Source organism: Pedobacter sp. UYP1, from assembly GCF_040547305.1.
Taxonomy (GTDB): domain Bacteria; phylum Bacteroidota; class Bacteroidia; order Sphingobacteriales; family Sphingobacteriaceae; genus Pedobacter.
The window spans coordinates 550,650-568,341 of sequence record NZ_JBEPPL010000002.1 but is presented as its reverse complement, the minus strand read 5'-3'; the positions used below and the strand labels follow the sequence as shown (position 1 = coordinate 568,341).

Below are 17,692 nucleotides of genomic sequence, written 5' to 3'. Positions count from 1 at the left end.
CTGCCCGATTTTCCTGCTATAAAGATGGAACAGATTTAATGCCGATGGTGTGACTGGTATAATTCAACATAAACGAATTCTCCAAAAAGAAGCTTATCCCTATAATAGACACCGATTTACTTTTACGTGAATCGAGTGTCGTTTTATAATTGCTATTGTTAGCGGCATAATCATAAATAGTACCTTCATCACTCACAAACCGGATAGCAATACCAGCATTCATTTTTCCTTTTTTAGCCGCATCCGGCTCATAAATTACCCCTCCGGCAGGATTCCCGGAATCAAATAAAACATAAGACGGCGAAATAACCAGCCCACTATAACTAATAATCCCTTTTACGTAAGGATAAAAACGGCCATTCAGCGTCTGCTGCCGATGTAAAACAAACCCTTCCTTTTCCTGTTCAGTTATCCCTACAGTCAATAAAGGCACTGCCGATGTTCCATCCATAGAAGAAACCCGCTCCCATTTCACCCGGTCAAGCGGCGCAAGAATAAACCCTGCTTCTACACGATTCCCAAAATTCAGATAATTGAAAGGACTAACTACATTCTCTCTTTTCATTACCTGCCCTGCTTTCAGCTCCCCACCAGAACTCACTCCAGCGATCCCATCACAATGCTGATCCACCTGAGCAGGCTTTCCGGTAAGGTCATAAACCCCATTATAAACTAAAATAAAAGGCATTCTTTTTGTCCTCACCTGCCCCATCTTATCGCCAATCACAATCGAAGCATAAGCGATATTACCAGCATAAGAGCGTGTACCACCATATCGGGATTTTGTTTTAGTCCGGGTCACCGTGATTCCATTCAAAACCAAAGAATCCCTATCCCCAATCACAATTCCAGTATCCGCCACCAGTGAAGCCGGTAGTAATCGCTTAGCATCCATAATAAGCCCCTGAGAGCCCGTATCAAATACAACCTTAAGCTTCACCTTATTCGTGCCAATATAGCGTATCGGAAGATATAACCTGCGCCCAAGCGTCTTGATATTTTGCCCCGGCATTAAATTAATCCTCACCGGACTAACAATACTCTCTACAGAATCTGTAGGCTCAAAAGCCATAGATTTTGTGCACAAGAAAGACAAAACAATAATGACACCAGATAATTTATTCATCACAAAATATTAAAACAACCCACAAAGCAATTCAGTAAATTCAACCACAAATCAAGCCAAAAGCTTCGCCAACAAGCAACCCCTAACCAAATGTCAACAAACCGGGTATACTATTTAGCTTGCGCCCTATCATGGTGGAAAAACCTGTGAAATTAAAAAAACACCCTGTAGTGTATTACTGGCATTAGGATCCTCGAAGAGGGAACGCGCGCCAGTAATACACTACAGGGTGTTTTTTTAATCCAGATGGAAAGCCCCCCCTCTTACAGCTAAGCTAAATACTTCCCAACAATCGGCATTCTCCTCCCACTACCAAAAGCCTTCGGAGAAACCCTTAAAATAGGCGGCGTCTGATACCTTTTAAACTCCGCCCCATTGACCATTTTAATAATCCTTCTCACCAACGCATCCTCATAACCCATCGCAATAATATCCTTCGAACTCTTCTTCAACTCAATAAACTGAAAAAGGATCGTATCCAGCGTATCATAATCAGGCAGCGAATCAGAATCCTTCTGACCCGGCCTTAACTCCGCCGAAGGTGGCTTAACAATCGTATTCACAGGAATAACTACCCCATTCTTATTTATATACGCTGCCAGCTCATAAATCTGAGTCTTATAAACATCACCAATCACCCCAATCGCACCGCACATATCACCATATAAAGTACCATACCCTACCGCACACTCACTCTTATTCGAAGTATTCAGTAAAATATAGCCAAACTTATTAGACATCGCCATCACCACAATCCCCCTGCTTCTCGCCTGAATATTCTCTTCTGTCAAATTAAAAGGCAAGCCCTTAAAAGCACCCGCCATCATACTATCAAAAGCATCTGCAGCTTCCGCAATAGAAATAACCTCATGCATACAGCCAAAATTCTCTACTAAATCCATCGCGTCTTTAATAGAATGATCCGAAGAATACTTGCTCGGCATTAAAACTGCCATCACGTTCTCCGCACCCAATGCCCGGCAAGCCAGCGCACATACAATCGCAGAATCAATTCCACCAGACAAACCTAACACCGCTTTAGAAAACCCGGATTTCACAAAATAATCCTTGATCCCCAATACCAGCGCATCATGGATCTGGGCAATATCAGACATCGGCTGATGCGCCTTAACACGACCTTCAATCTTTCCGTCAGCAAAAGCATAAACCTTTAGCTGCTCCTTAAAATAATCCATTTCATCCAGCATATTCCCATCCTGATCAAAGACCATAGAACCACCATCAAAAATTAGCTCTGTCTGTGCCCCAACCTGGTTCACATATAATAAAGGCAAATTATACTTCTTCGCATTATCTGCTAATACAACCCTGCGCTCATCATCATGTTGATAAGAAAACGGAGAAGCGGCAATATTAATCATCACATCCGGATTTTCTTTGATCAGTTCATCCATTGGATTCGAAACATACAGTGGATTATTATTAATATTCCAAAGATCCTCACAAATCGTCAATGCAATTTTAACTCCTTTAAAATCAATACATTCAAAAGAAGTCGCAGGCTCAAAATAACGATACTCATCAAAAACATCATAATTAGGCAACAACGCTTTACGCGCAATTGACTTAATCTGTTTTTCTTCTATAAAATAAGCCGCATTGTATAAATCTTTACCCGCTGCCTGTTCGTTTCTGACCGGCAACCCGACAATACAGGCAATCCCCGTACAATGTTCAGCAATCTCTTTTCCCGCTTCCTCACAAAGAGAAATAAACTCTTCAAACTCCAGGAAATCACGCGGAGGATAACCACAAACAGCGAGTTCTGCGAATACAACCAGATCAGCTCCATCCGCTTTCGCCAATTGGATATGCTCTATTATTTTTTTTGTGTTAAGCTCAAAATTACCAATATGGTAATTCAGCTGCGCCAATGCTATCTTCATAATCTGCTAAAAGAATACCCCGAAATTTAAACCCACATAATGATTACGAACACTTCGGCCAGGAGCAGAAGAAATATCAGTAAATCCATTATTAAATGTTAATCCTGTAGTTACACTTGTATTTTTTGCAACATCATATTCCAGTCCGGCACCAATGATCAGTCCGGCACGGTAAAAGTTTGTATTCTTCTTGATATGATCATCTTCCACAATGCTTTTCCCGGCAATTGATACATCCTGTCTCGCTCCGATATTAAAACCATTAGAAAGACCGAACTGTCCATACCAGCGTACATCTCCTATCTTTTCAGTTTTCAACTTTAAAGTCAAAGGAACCTCTATATATTGCATTTTATACTTCAGATCGTAAGGTGTTGGATTCGGATAAGCCACAGCATCATAATAAGGGCTAGGATTAATCTCTGTGGTTTTACCATTGATAGTCGTAATTGTCAGTCCTGTAGAAAGACTATAGTTCTCCGCGAAGTTCAGGTCAGCTAGTAAACCATAAGAAAACCCCATACTGAAACCATTGCCTTTACCATTTTCAGGTTTAGCCCAGCCAAAAGTAGGATGCGCAGTTAAGCCTAGTCTGAAGCCATAATAAGGGTCAGCTCCTTGTTGTGCAAAAGCAGCAGTGGTTAAAAATGTCAGTAAAAGTCCGGTTAGTATTTGTTTCATTTGTATCATATTTGTTTATAATGAGTATTGGAGCAGCACAAAGGTAGTTTCAGTCTTTTTTTGAAGCTGGCCTATGCTGGTTTCCTCCCTGATCTGTTTATATTTGTTACCAATGAACTATAACGTTAAACATCTCCAAATCTATCTAATTTTTCTGTGTGTAGTCACATTTTTTTCCTGTAAACAGGCAGGGAAGCCCAATGTAGATGATATAAAGCTCGATATTAAGGTCGAAAGGTTCGATCAGAATTTGTATGCGGGAAAGAACAAAAAATTAGCAGAGGCAGATTTAATGCTGCGTAAAAAGTACAATTACTTTTACGATGACTATATCCACAGAATGGTCGGTGACAGAAGTTATAGCGATGCCGAAATCTTAACAACATTATATAAAGATCAGGCTTATACCGATCTGAATCAGGAAGCAGACAGTGTATTCCGGGATATGAAACCTATAGAAAAGGACTTAACCCAGACCTTCAAATACATTAAATATTACTATCCTAAAACCAGGATCCCCCGTTTCATCTCTTTTGTCTCAGGCTTTGCCGTTCAAACCCCTATTGGAGATGGTTACATGGGAATTGGCCTGGATATGTTTTTAGGCAAAGATAGCAAATTTTACAGGGCGATTGTAAAAAGCGTTCCGTTATATTTATCACGACGGTTCACGCCCGATTATGTGGTACCCCGGATCACGGAGACTTTTGCCAGAGAAGAACTCTTCCCTCAAAAAGATGAAGACCATTCTCTTTTAGCCAAAATGGTAGAGAACGGAAAGATTTTGTATTTCATGGACAAAGTACTGGATGATAAAACTCCGGACACGCTTAAAATAGGGTATACAGCAAAACAACTGGAATGGTGTAAAACCTTTGAAGGGAATATCTGGGCATACCTGATTGAAAACAAACTATTGTTTGAAACTGACAACCAGAAAATACAGATGTACGTGAGTGAGGCCCCTTTTACTCCGGGTTTAGGGGTGAAAAATGAATCCGCTCCCAAATTAGGTGTATGGATAGGCTGGCAGATGGTCAGAAAATATATGGCCGAAAATCCAAAGGTTACTTTGCAGGAACTGATGAAAGAGCCAGATCCGCAAAAGATATTAAATGGGGCAAAATATAAACCCAAAATGTAAGATTATGAGGAAGAAAGTAGGACTTGTTTTATCGGGAGGCGGAATCAGAGGCATTGCTCACCTTGGTGTTTTAAAAGCATTAAAAAATGCAGGAGTGACCTTTAGCCATATCAGCGGAACAAGTGCGGGTGCGATAGTAGGAGCGTTTTATGCTGCCGGAATTGATCCGGAGCATGCATTGGATCTCTTTATTAAAACCAGGCTGCTGCGATTTGTAAGGCCGTCTTTAGGCGCATTGGGATTGGTGAGTATTGAACACACGGAACAATTACTGATGGAATATTTCCCGGACAATAAGATAGAAAACCTGAATATCCCGCTCACCATTGCAGCAACGAATTTTAGTGAGGGCAAACTGGTTTATTTTACAGAAGGACATTTAATTAAAGCGGTACAAGCTTCCTCTTGTATTCCAGGGATTTTTAAACCTATTATGATTGACGGAAAGATGTATGTAGACGGTGGAATTCTGAATAACTTCCCAATTGAACCTTTACTGAATAACTGTGATTTTATTATCGGATCTTCTTGTAATCATCTGAAGCCCGTAGACGTGATGACCAATATCACCGCTTTAATGTCCAGAGCAGGATTAATGTCTGTCAATAAGGATATGGAACAAAAATCAGCCTTCTGTAACCTCTTAATTGAGCCTAAAGGAATGGGTGAAATCGGTACATTCGACATGAAGAAAGCTGAAACCATTTATTGGCTGGCTTATGAAGAAACACTGAAAACTATTCAGCACAATGAAGCTTTTAAAGAGTTAATCAAGGAGATTAACACGCCCGACGAAGACTTATAAACCTGTTTTTAAAGCAACCAGCTGGTCACCTTCCAGTACCGGAATCGTCTGGCAGATATTGATCTGTAAACAGAACTTCACATCCTCCTCGATATTCAGTGCAACCATACGGTGGCTGTGAGATGATTTGTGGATATAGGCTCTTAAATCGTCTTTAGCCAGTAAATAAAGATCTTCTGCGGCTACACTTGCATCATCGTAATGCGTAAATCCGCTGCGAAGCTGGTTTACTACTGCGCCTGCAAAGATGGTGTCTTCCAGGTTAAACTGGTCTTTCCATCCTGCACAAAGCAGTAAAACATCTTTTTCCTGAGTTTTAAGCCATTCACATAAAGCTTCTAAGTTCAGAAAAGAACCGATAACTACCTGGCTGGCACGTTTTCTTGCTAAATGAAGCGCTTTTGTTCCGTTCGTGGTTGTGAGCACAATTGTTTTTCCTGCCACTTTTTCGGCGGTATAAGAAAACGGGGAATTACCGAAGTCATAGCCTTCAACTACTTCCCCGTTTCGCTCTGCTGCCAGCAAATAACCTTTACCTGCATAGTTCATGCATTCTTCAACCTGCGCTACCGGGATAATTGCCTGTGCACCATTGTCAATTCCATAAACCATGGAAGAGGTTGCTCTTAAAATATCAATCACTACGACAATACTATTTTCAATAGCGTATAAATCAATAAGGGCAGGTGTCAAACAGACTTCTATCTTTCTTTGCATGGTCAGGGAGGGCGGCAGATTATTTATAAAATGGGAACTTTACTACTTTTGCTTTAATGGAAGTATTACGGATGCTGATATAGATCTCATTACCTTCTTTAGCATGCTCTTTCGTTACATAACCAATTCCGATTGCTTTTTGTAACGATGGAGATTGTGTACCTGAAGTTACTTTTCCGATCACGTTTCCTGCTGTATCAACGATTTCATAATCATGACGGGGAATACCACGGTCAATCATTTCAAAACCAATCAGACGACGTTTAACACCAGCTTCTTTCTCTGCAAGTAAAGCTTCAGAGTTGGTGAAGGCTTTAGTGAATTTAGTTACCCATCCTAAACCAGCTTCAATTGGAGAAGTCGTATCGTCAATGTCGTTTCCATATAAACAGAAACCCATTTCTAAACGTAAAGTATCACGCGCACCTAAACCAATTGGTTTAATGTTAAATGCTGCACCAGCTTCAAAAACAGCATTCCATACCGTTTCTGCATGCTCATTATCGCAATACAACTCAAAACCACCAGCACCAGTATAACCAGTTGCAGATACGATTACGTTAGCTACACCAGCAAACATACCTTTAGTAAAAGTATAGTATTCCATAGAAGCCAGGTCAATATCAGTTAAGCTTTGTAAAGCTTCTGCTGCTTTAGGCCCCTGAACTGCTAATAAAGAAGTTTTATCAGAGATATTGTGCATTTCTACACCCTGTGTGTTGAATTTCTGAATCCAGTTCCAGTCTTTTTCTATGTTCGAAGCGTTAACCACCAACATATAAGTTTTTTCGTCAATTCTGTAGATCAATAAATCGTCTACAATACCACCATCTTCATTTGGAAGATAAGCATACTGAACTTTACCATCATATAATTTTGAAGCATCGTTGCTGCTTACACGTTGAATCAGGTCCAATGCATTTTCACCCTTCAGGATGAATTCACCCATGTGGCTTACGTCAAAAACGCCTACGGCTTTTCTAACTGTAGCATGTTCTGCATTAATGCCTTCGTATTGAACGGGCATATTGTATCCTGCAAATGGAACCATTTTGGCTCCTAATGAAATATGTTTTTCTGTTAATGCGGTATTATTCATGCGATATTGCTCTTAAAATTGAGGGCAAAAGTACATAAAAATTATCCATTTACTAACCGCTGATAGACATTCAGCATCCTTTGTGAAATAGTGGCCAGGTTATGATCTCTTTCGGCTGTTCTGCGGGCATTCTCGCCGATTTCACGCCACCGGTTAGGATGGGTGATACATTGCAGAATGCAACGGTAAAACTCATCAGCAGTGTCCGCAATCAGGATATCCTTCCCATTTTCACAGTTCAGTCCTTCTGCTGCGTAGGTGGTGGCAATAATACATTTCTTCATCGCCATCCCTTCGATAATCTTTACCCGCATCCCACTTCCTGAAAGTAAAGGCACAATCATAATCGCCTTGGAATTCATAAAATCAATCGCATCGAACACCTCTCCTTCTACCACCAGGTTATCGGAGTCATATTCATAAAAATGCTGCGGCATACTTTTACCTGCTACATAAAACCGGAGTTCAGAACTGAGTTTTTCTATATCGGGCCAGATCTCTTCTATAAACCATTCCAGTCCTTCTTTATTGGGCCGCCAATCCATTGCCCCCAGGTGAAATAAAGTTGGAAAACTTGTTTTGGAAAGGTCAATAATATATTTCTCAAAATCCAGCGCCACAGGAAATACTTCTATTCCTATTTCACAGCCAAAGGAAAGAATACTCTGTCTGTCGGGATTACTAATGGCAAAAATCTGGTGAAAGCGATTAATCTGTTCAGTCTCATAGATTTTTAACCTGCGTGCTAAAAACTGCAGGTATTTACGCCTTGGAGTAAACCGTTCAGAAGTCGCCAGGCGTTCCCATACATCAAAAACAATATTATGTGCCCGATAAATCAGCTTAGCTTTACTGTAGCTTTTAACTACCTCCAGATAGGGCACCACAAATAACCCCTCAAACTGGATAATATCGAACTCATTTTCCCGGAGGATGTTTTCCAGCAATTTTGCCGCATCATCATCATAAAACCTGGAAACATTGTAAGACTCATTGGAGAAGATATTGAAAAAAGCACCCCACAAATTAACCTCTGTATCCAGATCAAAAGAATGAAATTTGATCTGGTCATAAACCGGATCATAGATATCATCCACATCCACCCGGTGTTTATTGGTGTTGATACTGAACAAAGTAATTTCCACACCCAGATTCAGCAATCCTTTCATCGTATTATAGACTACAATCGGATAACCACTGTTGGGAGGAAATGGAACTCTGTTGCTAAGTATAAGTGTTTTCAATAAGGTGAAAATACGAATTATCCTGCGTTATCTATAACGAGAATTCTTTCAGGATCACTTATTGCAAAAGTTTTACGGTGATAAGGAGTTAGTCCGTACATTAAAGCAGCAGAGCGGTGAACTTTAGTCGGGTAACCTTTATTTTTTTTCCATTGATAAACAGGAAACTGATCTGCAAGATTATCCATGTATTCATCCCGGTGTGTTTTTGCCAGGATAGAGGCAGCGGCAATATTTAAATATTTACCATCTCCTTTGATGACACAGCTATGCGCGATGCCCGGATAAATTTTAAAACAGTTCCCATCAATACTTAAAAAACCCGGCTGAACAGTCAGCTTTTCAATTGCCCTGTGCATGGCCAGAAACGAAGCATTCAGGATATTTATTTCGTCGATTTCATGGTTATCTACAGCGCCTACAGCCCATGCAATTGCTTCTTTCTCTATAATTGTTCTTAAAGCTACCCGCTGTTTATGCGTTAGCTTTTTCGAATCATTCAGTTCTCCGGCAACAAAATCCAGCGGTAAAATTACTGCGGCTGCGTAAACAGGCCCGGCTAAACAACCTCTGCCAGCTTCATCGCAACCCGCTTCTAAAAATTCTTGTTGAAAACAGTTTAATAACATCTGGTAAAGTTAAGGGATTTTTTAAACCAGTGTACCAGGTGATTTAACTTTAAAGGCATCACTTAATCCGATAGCCATTAAATTAAAAGCATACACAGTCAGCATAATTGCCATTCCTGGCAAAATAGCTAAATAAGCTGCATCCATTACGATATAACCATAGTTTTCTTTGATCATCCCTCCCCAGCTGGGCATAGGCGGCTGTGCACCGAAACCCAGAAAACTCAGGCCCGTTTCCAGTAAGATTGCAGAAGCAAAATTGGCAGAGGCGATTACCAGTACAGGCCCCGCAATGTTCGGTAAAATATGACGCGTAAGGATACGGAAAGTTGGAAAACCTAATGCTCTGGCCGCTTCTACAAACTCAGCCTCTTTCAGCGCCATCACCTGTCCGCGAACTAACCTCGATACGTCTACCCAGGTAGATAAGCCTACCGCAATAAAGATCTGCCAGAAGCCTTTCCCTAAAGCAAAGGAAATAGCAATCACCAATAACAGCGAAGGTAAAGACCAGATCACATTCATCAGCCAGCTGACTACTGAATCTGTGATGCCCCCAAAATAACCTGACACTGCACCCAGACTTAAACCGATACTCATGGAGATTAGTACGGCTAGTAAACCTACGGATAAAGAAACCCGGATACCCAGAATGAGTCGGCTCAGTAGATCTCTTCCATAGCCGTCTGTACCCAACCAGAAGGTTTGCTGGTAAAGATGTTGCTTTAAATAGGATTGATGATGAACAGGAAGCCGGATGCTGCTTTCAGCAGCTTCTTCGTCATCGCCAATGTATTCTTTGATCCACAGCTGGTTTCCTGCGATTCTGTAGCCTGTAATCGGGATGCTTTTGAATTCAGCTTCTTGCCCGTATAGCATTTTCTCCAGAAAATTGACTTTTCTGAAATCAGGGTTCTGACTGATGACCAGAAACTGAAATGATCTGCCCGGTTTTTTATTGCTTAATTGTAAGTGCATGGTGTTCGCCATTGGTGTCTGGTCTGGCGTAATCAAATAGCCCAGTAAACCCATCACTAAAAGCAACAGAATAAACAGGAGTCCTCCAACGGCAGGTTTATTTCTTTTAAACCTGCCCCATATTCTTTTTGAGGGACTCTTACTATTCTCCATTATTTAACCATTCTACCCTTCCAGTTGTATTTACCCGAATTACCAGCGATACCAATATAAATGATATACAATACATGCAGCACATTTAATACAGGCAATAATACCATCAGACTTCTTCTTTTAGCGAATTTAGTGACATCAAGCAGAAATATAAACTCTATCATTATTTTCAGCAATAACTGGATCAGTGCAATTTTCAGGAAGCCAAGGAAGAACAAACCAATGAGCATGTTCAACAGAATACTGACATTGAAAAACCAGATAAATACACCCAGTACAATGATAGATTTATTTTTATAGCGCGTACTTTTTGAAGCCCAGCGTTTACGTTGCTGTAAAAACTCTCCAAGGTTAGGCTTGGCATGGGTGTAAACCATAGCATCCGGACTTCTCAAAAACCCGATATGGTTATCATAACGGGCTGCAATTTTATGTAAAAGCAATTCATCATCTCCCGAAGCCAGATCATCTATTCCCTGGAAACCACCAACTTCATAAAAAGCTGCTTTCTCATAAGCCAGATTAGCCCCATTACAGGTGGAAGGTTTTTTATTCCCTATTGTGGAAGCTCCCAAACCAATCAGGTAAAGGAACTCTAAAGATTGCGCTCTTTCAAAAAAGCTTTTCTCTTCATCATAAGCCACAGGTGATGAAATCATTTTATAGCGTTTCTCTTCGTAAAAGGCAATGATTGTGGTGAGCCAGGCTGTTCCCATCCGGCAATCTGCATCTGTGGTGATAATTAAATCTCCGGTCGATTGCCCGATCGCTGTCTGAATAGCTTTTTTCTTATATGAATTTAAAGCCTGGTTTTCTTTCAGCGAGATCAGCTTTATGCCCGATGCAGCATATGATCTGACAATTTCGGCTGTATTGTCTGTGGAGTGATCATCAATAAAGATAATTTCTGTCAATGCTTTATTGTAATCCTGTGCCAGCAGGGATTCTATAGTCCGGTGAATATTATCGGCCTCATTACGTGCTGCAACAATAATAGAAACAGAAGTAGAGCCCGTAGTTTGCTTATACTTAAAGGGGATCAATTTATGCCAGCCACGAATAAATCCGGCAACAACAAGAAGATAAATGAGGGTTAAAAATGCGGATAGGTAACTAACGACGATTAAGACTTCCAAAAAAATTTAATTTAAAAACAAAATATGAACCTAATATAGCAGGAATAATAATATTTATGAGCCAGATGCTTGCGGTACATGCAATCACGGCAACATCCTGTTTGGTTACAAAGCTAAAAAAATAAGACGCAGTTGCACTTCTTATCCCAATATCAAATAAATCCAGAGATGGCAGTGTGGATTGTACAAAAAAGAGGATACAAACCATCATCAGGATATCCAGGTAATGAATATCAGCAATCAGCCAGTAAAACATAATGAAGTATTGTGTACTAAATACAATGTAACGCGCCAGGCAAAACATCAGAATATGAAAAAGTTCTTTTTTCTGGTAACGTCCAAGGATACTGTAGAACTTTTTATATTTCCTGGTAAAACGCATGGATAGCAATAAGCCATTTAACCAGCGGATATTAAAGAAAAACGTTAGGAAAAACAGGCAGAACATAACAGCAAGGACTATTATCGCATAGTTGAGCCGGTAATCTAAATGCAGGAAACGCAGCAGAAAAATGCTAAGCGCAATTGCTCCGAAAATATTAGTCAGCACCATCTGGCCAATATTACCTACTGCCATAGCTACAACACCAATAATCCTGCGTTTTGGAGAAAGGAAAAACACTCTCCCACCATATTCTCCCAACCTGTTCGGCGTAAAGATAGCCAGTGTTAAACCGCAAAATACGGACTCAATAGATTGCCATAAACTCAGCTTCTCTATCTTACGCAACAGTCTTTTCCATTTGAGTGCTTCCAGCCCCCAGTTCACCAGCATCAACAACAATACCAGGGAAATTACAGCAATGATTTCTGTACGCGGAATCGTAGATATGATCTTCCTGAAACTTTCTAAGTTTGCGTTTGAAGTGAGTTTATGATAGATGAACCAGAATGCAAAAGCAACTATAGTTACTTTTATAGCAAAGGAAAATATACGTTTATAGTCAGATCTCAAATTATCGTTTCTTTTATATTGTGCAAATATGCTTAATATTGTTCTATGTTGGCTGAAAAAAAGGAGCGGGTAATCATGGGTATCGACCCTGGAACCGCAGTGATGGGTTACGGTGTAATCCTGGAGAAAGGGAGTAAGATTGAACTGATTGCGATGGGCATCGTGAAGATGAATCATCTGGATGATCATTTTCTAAAATTACAACGCATTTTCGCCAAAACAGTAGGCTTGGTAGAGCAGTATAAACCAGATGTCATGGCACTGGAAGCTCCGTTTTATGGAAAGAATATACAAGTTATGCTTAAACTGGGCAGAGCACAGGGAATTTGTATGGCAGCAGCATTATCTAAAGACATTCCTATCACGGAGTATGCACCAAGAAAAATCAAACAGGCGATTACAGGAAATGGAAGTGCCGGAAAAGAGCAGGTGGCCGCTATGCTGCAGCAATTACTGAAATTCAAAGAGACACCTGAATTTTTGGATGCGACTGATGGGTTAGCTGTTGCCGTGTGCCATTCTTTCCAAAGAATACCAACCGGTGGCAGTGGTAAATCTTATTCCGGATGGGATGCTTTTGCGAAAGACAATCAGAAAAGAGTGAAATAGTAGTACATTTGAATTTAATCAATTTCAATTTTGAATAATAACATATCAAAACTAACCTTATTTAATCCCAGCAAATTACGTACGTTATTGTCACTGGGATTTAAGGGATATTTAGCAGATCAAGGCTGGTTTAAGGCCCGTGAAACGAAATCAGCAGTGGATCAGAATGGAGAAGCTATTCCATGGGTAACTTATGCTTTTATTGATTTTATCAAAGACAGGATCACTAAACAGCATGACATTTTCGAATTTGGCTGCGGAAACTCTACGATCTTTTACGCAAAAAATGCCAATTCTGTAACCGCTGTTGAACATGATAAAGCGTGGTATGAAAGAAATGCAGCGATCAAAATCCCGAATGTAGCAATGATTTATTGCGAGCTGGTTCGTGGGGGTGCTTATTCTAAAAGTGCAGTAACGACTGGTAAAAAGTTCAATATTATTATTGTAGACGGCAGAGATCGCGTTAACTGCTGCAAGGAATCGGTATTATCTTTGACCGAGGATGGAGTAATTGTACTGGACAATTCAGAACGTCCGGATTATGCAGAAGCTTTTACTTTTTTCAAAGCCAAAGGATTTAAACACCTTCCTTTTACTGGCATGAGCCCTGGAGTAACGACTTCAAACTGTACTTCGGTATTTTATAAGAGCAGTAACTGCTTAGGAATTTAATTAGAAAACCTCAAGTATAAAAAAGCCTTCTGTAAGTTATTTACAGAAGGCTTTTTCTTTAGATGCTATTCAAATTCAGCTGATAAAATCTAAATAGCTTTTTATATTTTCCGGAATTATGAACCTAGTATTTTGAATACTGCTTTACAGCAAATAAATGCACCAAGGAATAATACGATCCATGATACCAGAGATAAAGTACTTGAGTCAAATGCGAAACGCAAATAAACTCCTAACATGCTCACAACGATACCCGCAACCAATAATTTATATATTGATGTTTGATTTGCATTTTGCATGCTTTTAGTATTGTGTTTTGGCGTTTGCTCCATTTTTTTATTTTTTAATTCTGTTGCAAAATTAATATTATTCCAGCAAAAAAAGCATGTTCAACTAAGAATTTATTGAATAATGTTCCTAATAGCTTTTTAATCCCTCAATTCTTTGCTTTGATCTTTCTGTTTCACTCAAATGACCGCCTTTATACAACAGTTTCTCCCAGTCGCCATACATTGGATTAGGCAATACAATAAAGTGATTCCCAAATTCTTGCTGCGCTTTATCCACTTCCTCTTTCGTATTCTTTCCTTCTCTGTAAAAGACATTGGAAAAATCACTCAGATTATCTCCGCAAAGCAGCAATATATTATATTTTCCCAGTACCTGCTGCCTGCGTGCTTCTTTATCAGATGTCCCTTGTTTAACCATCAAATGCGCCTCGTCAGCATAAGGAAATCCTAAACGCTGTAAGTTAGTCAGTGTAGCTTTATAATCAACCTGGTCGCGGTTAGTGATGTAAAACGTTTCTACTTTTTGAGTCTGTGCATATTTTAAAAACCCTAATGCTCCAGGTACCGTATCGGCCGCTGCTTTAGCTGTCCATTCCGACCAGTCTTTAGCAGCGTAACTTAAACCCTTTTGAATTTCATGTCCCTGAAAAGGAGAATTGTCCAGCACAGTTTCATCAATATCCACTACCACACAACTTGGCTTGGTCGTATCTGCCCCTTTTAAGCGTTCCTGCAAAGAAAGTTTAGCAAAGTTATAAGCCTGAAAAGACAGTGCCCTGTACTCTCCTGAATGTTGTTGCCAGGCAACAGCAATGGTATAGTCTTTGGCAGCCTGCGCTGTTGGATTGGTTTGCGCCATTAAACCTAATGGAAACAATATGGCTAAGGCCACCGGAAAAGAGATCTTGATCATGATAGAAATGTTTCCGCAAAAATAATTATTCAGAACCCGCAAAAAGTTATTTATATGTAAAAAGGCCATTATCTAATGACAACGGCCTTTTTATTATAGTTTTTAACGTGAGTATTATCCGTTCAATGCAGCAGCACCACTTACAATCTCTGTAAGCTCTGTGGTAATTGCAGCCTGACGTGCCTGGTTGTAAGAAAGCTTTAAGGCTTTCAACAGGTCTCCCGCGTTTTCTGTTGCTTTATCCATTGAGGTCATCCTTGCTCCGTGTTCTGAAGCATGAGAATCCAATACCGCTTTGAATAACTGAATCTTAATCGACTTAGGAATTAATTCTTTAACGATTTCCTCTTTTGAAGGCTCAAGAATATAATCTACCTGGTGCTGATGAGTTTCTTCTGCTTTTTCGTTTTGTGGTAAAGGCAATAACTGCTCAGTAGTTAAAATTTGTACAGCAGCATTTTTGAAGCGGTTATAAACCAATTCTACTTTATCATAATCACCGTTTTTAAAGCCGGCCATAATTGAATCAGTAATTTTAGTTACGTTTTCAAACGTTAATGCAGTATAAACTTCGTTGTTGTTTCCAATAACGTTGTAGTTTCTCTTTTCGTAGAAATCCTGAGATTTCTTACCAATAGCTAAAATACTTACATTACCATTTTTATACTGCTCACTATATTTTTCAGCGATCAGGTTATTAGTTGCCTTGATTACATTCATGTTGAATGCACCAGCTAAACCACGGTTTGAAGATACGACCACGATTAATACCTTATTAGGCTCGCGTTCCTCAGTATATGGTGATGAAGATCCTTCCAGGTTGGCAGAAAGATTCCCTAAGATCTCTTTTAGCTTCGTAGCATACGGACGTAACTGTATAATAGCATTAGTTGCACGCTTCAGCTTAGCTGCCGAAACCATTTTCATGGCTTTGGTGATCTGCTGCGTAGACTGCACTGATGATATACGAATTCTTACTTCTTTTAAATTAGCCATTCTTTTTTAATCTTCTTTAAGCCTGTTTAAAAATTAAACAGGCTCTTTTATTTTATTTAGTATTTACCTGCTAATTCTTTAGCTACAGTTTCTAATACAGATGTAATTGCATCATCCAGTTTACCAGCTTTTAAAGCAGCTAATGTTTGTGGGTGACGTAATTCCAATTGTTGTAAATATTCAGCTTCAAATGCTCTGATTTTATTTACAGGAACTGAACGCATCAGGTTTTTAGTACCAATATAAATGATCGCAACTTGTTTCTCAACAGTCATTGGTGAGAACTGACCTTGCTTTAATATCTCAACGTTTCTTGAACCTTTATCCAGTACAGATTTTGTTGCTGCATCTAAATCAGATCCGAATTTAGAGAAAGCCTCCAATTCACGGTATTGAGCCTGGTCTAATTTCAAAGTACCAGCTACCTTTTTCATTGATTTAATTTGTGCGTTACCACCAACACGTGATACCGATATACCTACGTTGATCGCCGGACGTACACCTGCGTTAAACAAGTTAGATTCTAAGAAAATCTGTCCGTCAGTAATCGAAATTACGTTAGTTGGGATATAAGCAGAAACGTCACCAGCCTGAGTTTCGATAATAGGTAAAGCAGTTAATGAACCACCACCTTTAACGATACCTTTAAGGGATTCAGGTAAATCATTCATCGCTTGTGCGATCTCATCGTTAGAGTTGATTTTAGCAGCACGTTCTAATAAACGACTGTGCAGGTAAAACACGTCTCCAGGATAAGCCTCACGTCCTGGTGGACGACGAAGTAATAAAGATACCTCACGGTAAGCTACTGCTTGTTTAGATAAATCATCATAAACGATCAGTGCCGGACGACCTGTATCACGGAAGTACTCACCAATTGCTGCACCAGAGAAAGGAGCATAAAACTGCAATGGAGCAGGATCAGCAGCCGAAGCAGAAACAACAACTGTATAAGCCATTGCACCGTTTTCTTCAAGCGTACGCACAACGTTTGCTACTGTACTTGCTTTCTGACCACAAGCAACATATATACATAAAACAGGGTTACCTGCTTCATAAAATTCTTTTTGATTGATGATAGTATCAATACAAACAGCACTCTTACCTGTCTGACGGTCACCAATAACCAGCTCACGCTGACCACGGCCGATAGGAATCATCGCGTCAATAGCTTTGATACCTGTTTGAAGAGGCTCATTCACTGGCTGACGGTAGATTACACCAGGAGCTTTACGTTCGATTGGCATTTCGTAAGTCTGACCAATGATTGGTCCCTTACCGTCGATAGGTTCACCTAATGTATTCACTACACGGCCTAACATACCTTCACCAACTTTAATAGAGGCAATTTTTTTAGTACGTTTAATTGTATCGCCTTCTTTGATCGTGCTGGATGGGCCTAATAAAACCACACCAACATTATCTTCTTCAAGGTTCAAAACAATACCCTGCAAGCCTGTTTCAAATTCAACTAGCTCACCTGATTGAACTTTAGTCAAACCATAAACACGGGCAATACCATCACCCACTTGTAATACGGTACCAACTTCTTCAAGTTCGGCTTCTGATTTAAAGCCCGACAATTGTTGCCTGATAATTGCCGATACTTCGTCTGGTCTTACCTCTACCATAATT

The 17,692-nt window shown here is 39.9% G+C and carries 18 protein-coding genes; 4 read left to right on the top strand and 14 right to left on the bottom strand.

Going from position 1 to position 17,692, the window contains the following annotated elements; translation table 11 throughout:
• Window positions 1-16: 16 nt before the first annotated feature.
• The 3 genes from ABIB30_RS06490 to ABIB30_RS06480 all read right to left on the bottom strand — a co-directional run bounded on the left by ABIB30_RS06490 (window position 17) and on the right by ABIB30_RS06480 (window position 3,714).
• Window positions 17-1,126, bottom strand: a complete 1,110-nt coding sequence (locus ABIB30_RS06490; protein WP_354300370.1) for a hypothetical protein — start codon at window positions 1,124-1,126, stop codon at window positions 17-19.
• A gap of 269 nt (window positions 1,127-1,395) precedes the next feature.
• On the bottom strand, window positions 1,396-3,033 hold the full coding sequence (locus ABIB30_RS06485; RefSeq protein WP_354300368.1) for an NAD+ synthase: 1,638 nt from the start codon (window positions 3,031-3,033) through the stop codon (window positions 1,396-1,398).
• 6 nt (window positions 3,034-3,039) lie between these two features.
• On the bottom strand, window positions 3,040-3,714 hold the full coding sequence (locus tag ABIB30_RS06480) for a porin family protein (RefSeq protein ID WP_354300366.1): 675 nt from the start codon (window positions 3,712-3,714) through the stop codon (window positions 3,040-3,042).
• A gap of 112 nt (window positions 3,715-3,826) precedes the next feature.
• On the opposite strand from ABIB30_RS06480, the gene gldB reads away from it, so the two are divergent.
• Window positions 3,827-4,858 carry a gliding motility lipoprotein GldB gene (gldB, locus tag ABIB30_RS06475; RefSeq protein WP_354300364.1) on the top strand — a complete coding sequence of 344 codons (1,032 nt, stop codon included), beginning with the start codon at window positions 3,827-3,829 and terminating at the stop codon, window positions 4,856-4,858.
• Window positions 4,859-4,862: 4 nt separating this feature from the next.
• Entirely contained in the window at window positions 4,863-5,663 is an 801-nt protein-coding gene (locus tag ABIB30_RS06470; protein WP_354300362.1) for a patatin-like phospholipase family protein, read from the top strand.
• Here the strand turns inward: ABIB30_RS06470 and ABIB30_RS06465 are convergent.
• Genes ABIB30_RS06465 through ABIB30_RS06435 form a run of 7 tightly spaced genes read right to left on the bottom strand, consistent with a single transcriptional unit; the run spans window position 5,658 to window position 12,574 of the window.
• Window positions 5,658-6,380, bottom strand: coding sequence for a 2-phosphosulfolactate phosphatase (locus tag ABIB30_RS06465; protein ID WP_354300360.1), 723 nt, complete (start codon window positions 6,378-6,380; stop codon window positions 5,658-5,660). The two genes, ABIB30_RS06470 and ABIB30_RS06465, sit on opposite strands and share 6 nt — an antisense overlap.
• Window positions 6,381-6,399: 19 nt before the next feature.
• Window positions 6,400-7,479, bottom strand: coding sequence for a glycine cleavage system aminomethyltransferase GcvT (gcvT, locus tag ABIB30_RS06460; RefSeq protein ID WP_354300358.1), 1,080 nt, complete (start codon window positions 7,477-7,479; stop codon window positions 6,400-6,402).
• 41 nt (window positions 7,480-7,520) lie between these two features.
• Window positions 7,521-8,723, bottom strand: a complete 1,203-nt coding sequence (locus tag ABIB30_RS06455) for a glycosyltransferase family 4 protein (RefSeq protein WP_354300356.1) — start codon at window positions 8,721-8,723, stop codon at window positions 7,521-7,523.
• Between the two features lie 17 nt (window positions 8,724-8,740).
• Window positions 8,741-9,352, bottom strand: a complete 612-nt coding sequence (gene rnhB, locus ABIB30_RS06450) for a ribonuclease HII (protein WP_354300354.1) — start codon at window positions 9,350-9,352, stop codon at window positions 8,741-8,743.
• 21 nt (window positions 9,353-9,373) lie between these two features.
• A complete protein-coding gene (locus ABIB30_RS06445) occupies window positions 9,374-10,483 on the bottom strand; it encodes an ABC transporter permease (protein WP_354300352.1) in 1,110 nt (369 codons plus the stop codon).
• Window positions 10,483-11,619 (bottom strand): glycosyltransferase family 2 protein, encoded by a 1,137-nt coding sequence (locus tag ABIB30_RS06440; RefSeq protein WP_354300350.1) that lies wholly within the window; start codon window positions 11,617-11,619, stop codon window positions 10,483-10,485. Before ABIB30_RS06440 ends, ABIB30_RS06445 begins: the two co-directional genes overlap by 1 nt.
• Window positions 11,597-12,574: a hypothetical protein gene (locus ABIB30_RS06435; RefSeq protein WP_354300348.1), complete on the bottom strand. Its 978-nt coding sequence runs from the start codon at window positions 12,572-12,574 to the stop codon at window positions 11,597-11,599. Before ABIB30_RS06435 ends, ABIB30_RS06440 begins: the two co-directional genes overlap by 23 nt.
• Before the next feature lie 45 nt (window positions 12,575-12,619).
• On the opposite strand from ABIB30_RS06435, the gene ruvC reads away from it, so the two are divergent.
• Both ruvC and ABIB30_RS06425 read left to right on the top strand, forming a co-directional pair.
• Window positions 12,620-13,183 carry a crossover junction endodeoxyribonuclease RuvC gene (ruvC, locus tag ABIB30_RS06430; RefSeq protein WP_354300346.1) on the top strand — a complete coding sequence of 188 codons (564 nt, stop codon included), beginning with the start codon at window positions 12,620-12,622 and terminating at the stop codon, window positions 13,181-13,183.
• Between the two features lie 30 nt (window positions 13,184-13,213).
• Window positions 13,214-13,858 carry an FkbM family methyltransferase gene (locus ABIB30_RS06425; protein ID WP_354300344.1) on the top strand — a complete coding sequence of 215 codons (645 nt, stop codon included), beginning with the start codon at window positions 13,214-13,216 and terminating at the stop codon, window positions 13,856-13,858.
• 116 nt (window positions 13,859-13,974) lie between these two features.
• On the opposite strand, the gene ABIB30_RS06420 is transcribed toward ABIB30_RS06425, so the two are convergent.
• The 4 genes from ABIB30_RS06420 to atpA form a co-directional block, all read right to left on the bottom strand.
• Window positions 13,975-14,190: a hypothetical protein gene (locus ABIB30_RS06420; RefSeq protein WP_354300342.1), complete on the bottom strand. Its 216-nt coding sequence runs from the start codon at window positions 14,188-14,190 to the stop codon at window positions 13,975-13,977.
• Window positions 14,191-14,275: 85 nt separating this feature from the next.
• Window positions 14,276-15,061: a 5'-nucleotidase, lipoprotein e(P4) family gene (locus tag ABIB30_RS06415; protein WP_354300340.1), complete on the bottom strand. Its 786-nt coding sequence runs from the start codon at window positions 15,059-15,061 to the stop codon at window positions 14,276-14,278.
• A gap of 114 nt (window positions 15,062-15,175) precedes the next feature.
• Window positions 15,176-16,057, bottom strand: coding sequence for an ATP synthase F1 subunit gamma (gene atpG, locus ABIB30_RS06410; RefSeq protein WP_068403871.1), 882 nt, complete (start codon window positions 16,055-16,057; stop codon window positions 15,176-15,178).
• A gap of 56 nt (window positions 16,058-16,113) precedes the next feature.
• Window positions 16,114-17,688 carry a F0F1 ATP synthase subunit alpha gene (atpA, locus tag ABIB30_RS06405; RefSeq protein ID WP_183866077.1) on the bottom strand — a complete coding sequence of 525 codons (1,575 nt, stop codon included), beginning with the start codon at window positions 17,686-17,688 and terminating at the stop codon, window positions 16,114-16,116.
• Window positions 17,689-17,692 lie beyond the last annotated feature (4 nt).

Bases quoted from the DNA above. Each gene is read 5' to 3' on its own strand.
- ABIB30_RS06420 (WP_354300342.1), bottom strand. From the start codon at position 14,190: ATGGAGCAAACGCCAAAACACAATACTAAAAGCATGCAAAATGCAAAT.
- atpA (WP_183866077.1), bottom strand. From the start codon at position 17,688: ATGGTAGAGGTAAGACCAGACGAAGTATCGGCAATTATCAGGCAACAA.
- ABIB30_RS06415 (WP_354300340.1), bottom strand. From the start codon at position 15,061: ATGATCAAGATCTCTTTTCCGGTGGCCTTAGCCATATTGTTTCCATTA.
- ABIB30_RS06480 (WP_354300366.1), bottom strand. From the start codon at position 3,714: ATGAAACAAATACTAACCGGACTTTTACTGACATTTTTAACCACTGCT.
- ABIB30_RS06465 (WP_354300360.1), bottom strand. From the start codon at position 6,380: ATGCAAAGAAAGATAGAAGTCTGTTTGACACCTGCCCTTATTGATTTA.
- ruvC (WP_354300346.1), top strand. From the start codon at position 12,620: ATGTTGGCTGAAAAAAAGGAGCGGGTAATCATGGGTATCGACCCTGGA.
- ABIB30_RS06470 (WP_354300362.1), top strand. From the start codon at position 4,863: ATGAGGAAGAAAGTAGGACTTGTTTTATCGGGAGGCGGAATCAGAGGC.
- ABIB30_RS06485 (WP_354300368.1), bottom strand. From the start codon at position 3,033: ATGAAGATAGCATTGGCGCAGCTGAATTACCATATTGGTAATTTTGAG.
- rnhB (WP_354300354.1), bottom strand. From the start codon at position 9,352: ATGTTATTAAACTGTTTTCAACAAGAATTTTTAGAAGCGGGTTGCGAT.
- atpG (WP_068403871.1), bottom strand. From the start codon at position 16,057: ATGGCTAATTTAAAAGAAGTAAGAATTCGTATATCATCAGTGCAGTCT.
- gcvT (WP_354300358.1), bottom strand. From the start codon at position 7,479: ATGAATAATACCGCATTAACAGAAAAACATATTTCATTAGGAGCCAAA.
- gldB (WP_354300364.1), top strand. From the start codon at position 3,827: ATGAACTATAACGTTAAACATCTCCAAATCTATCTAATTTTTCTGTGT.
- ABIB30_RS06445 (WP_354300352.1), bottom strand. From the start codon at position 10,483: ATGGAGAATAGTAAGAGTCCCTCAAAAAGAATATGGGGCAGGTTTAAA.
- ABIB30_RS06490 (WP_354300370.1), bottom strand. From the start codon at position 1,126: ATGAATAAATTATCTGGTGTCATTATTGTTTTGTCTTTCTTGTGCACA.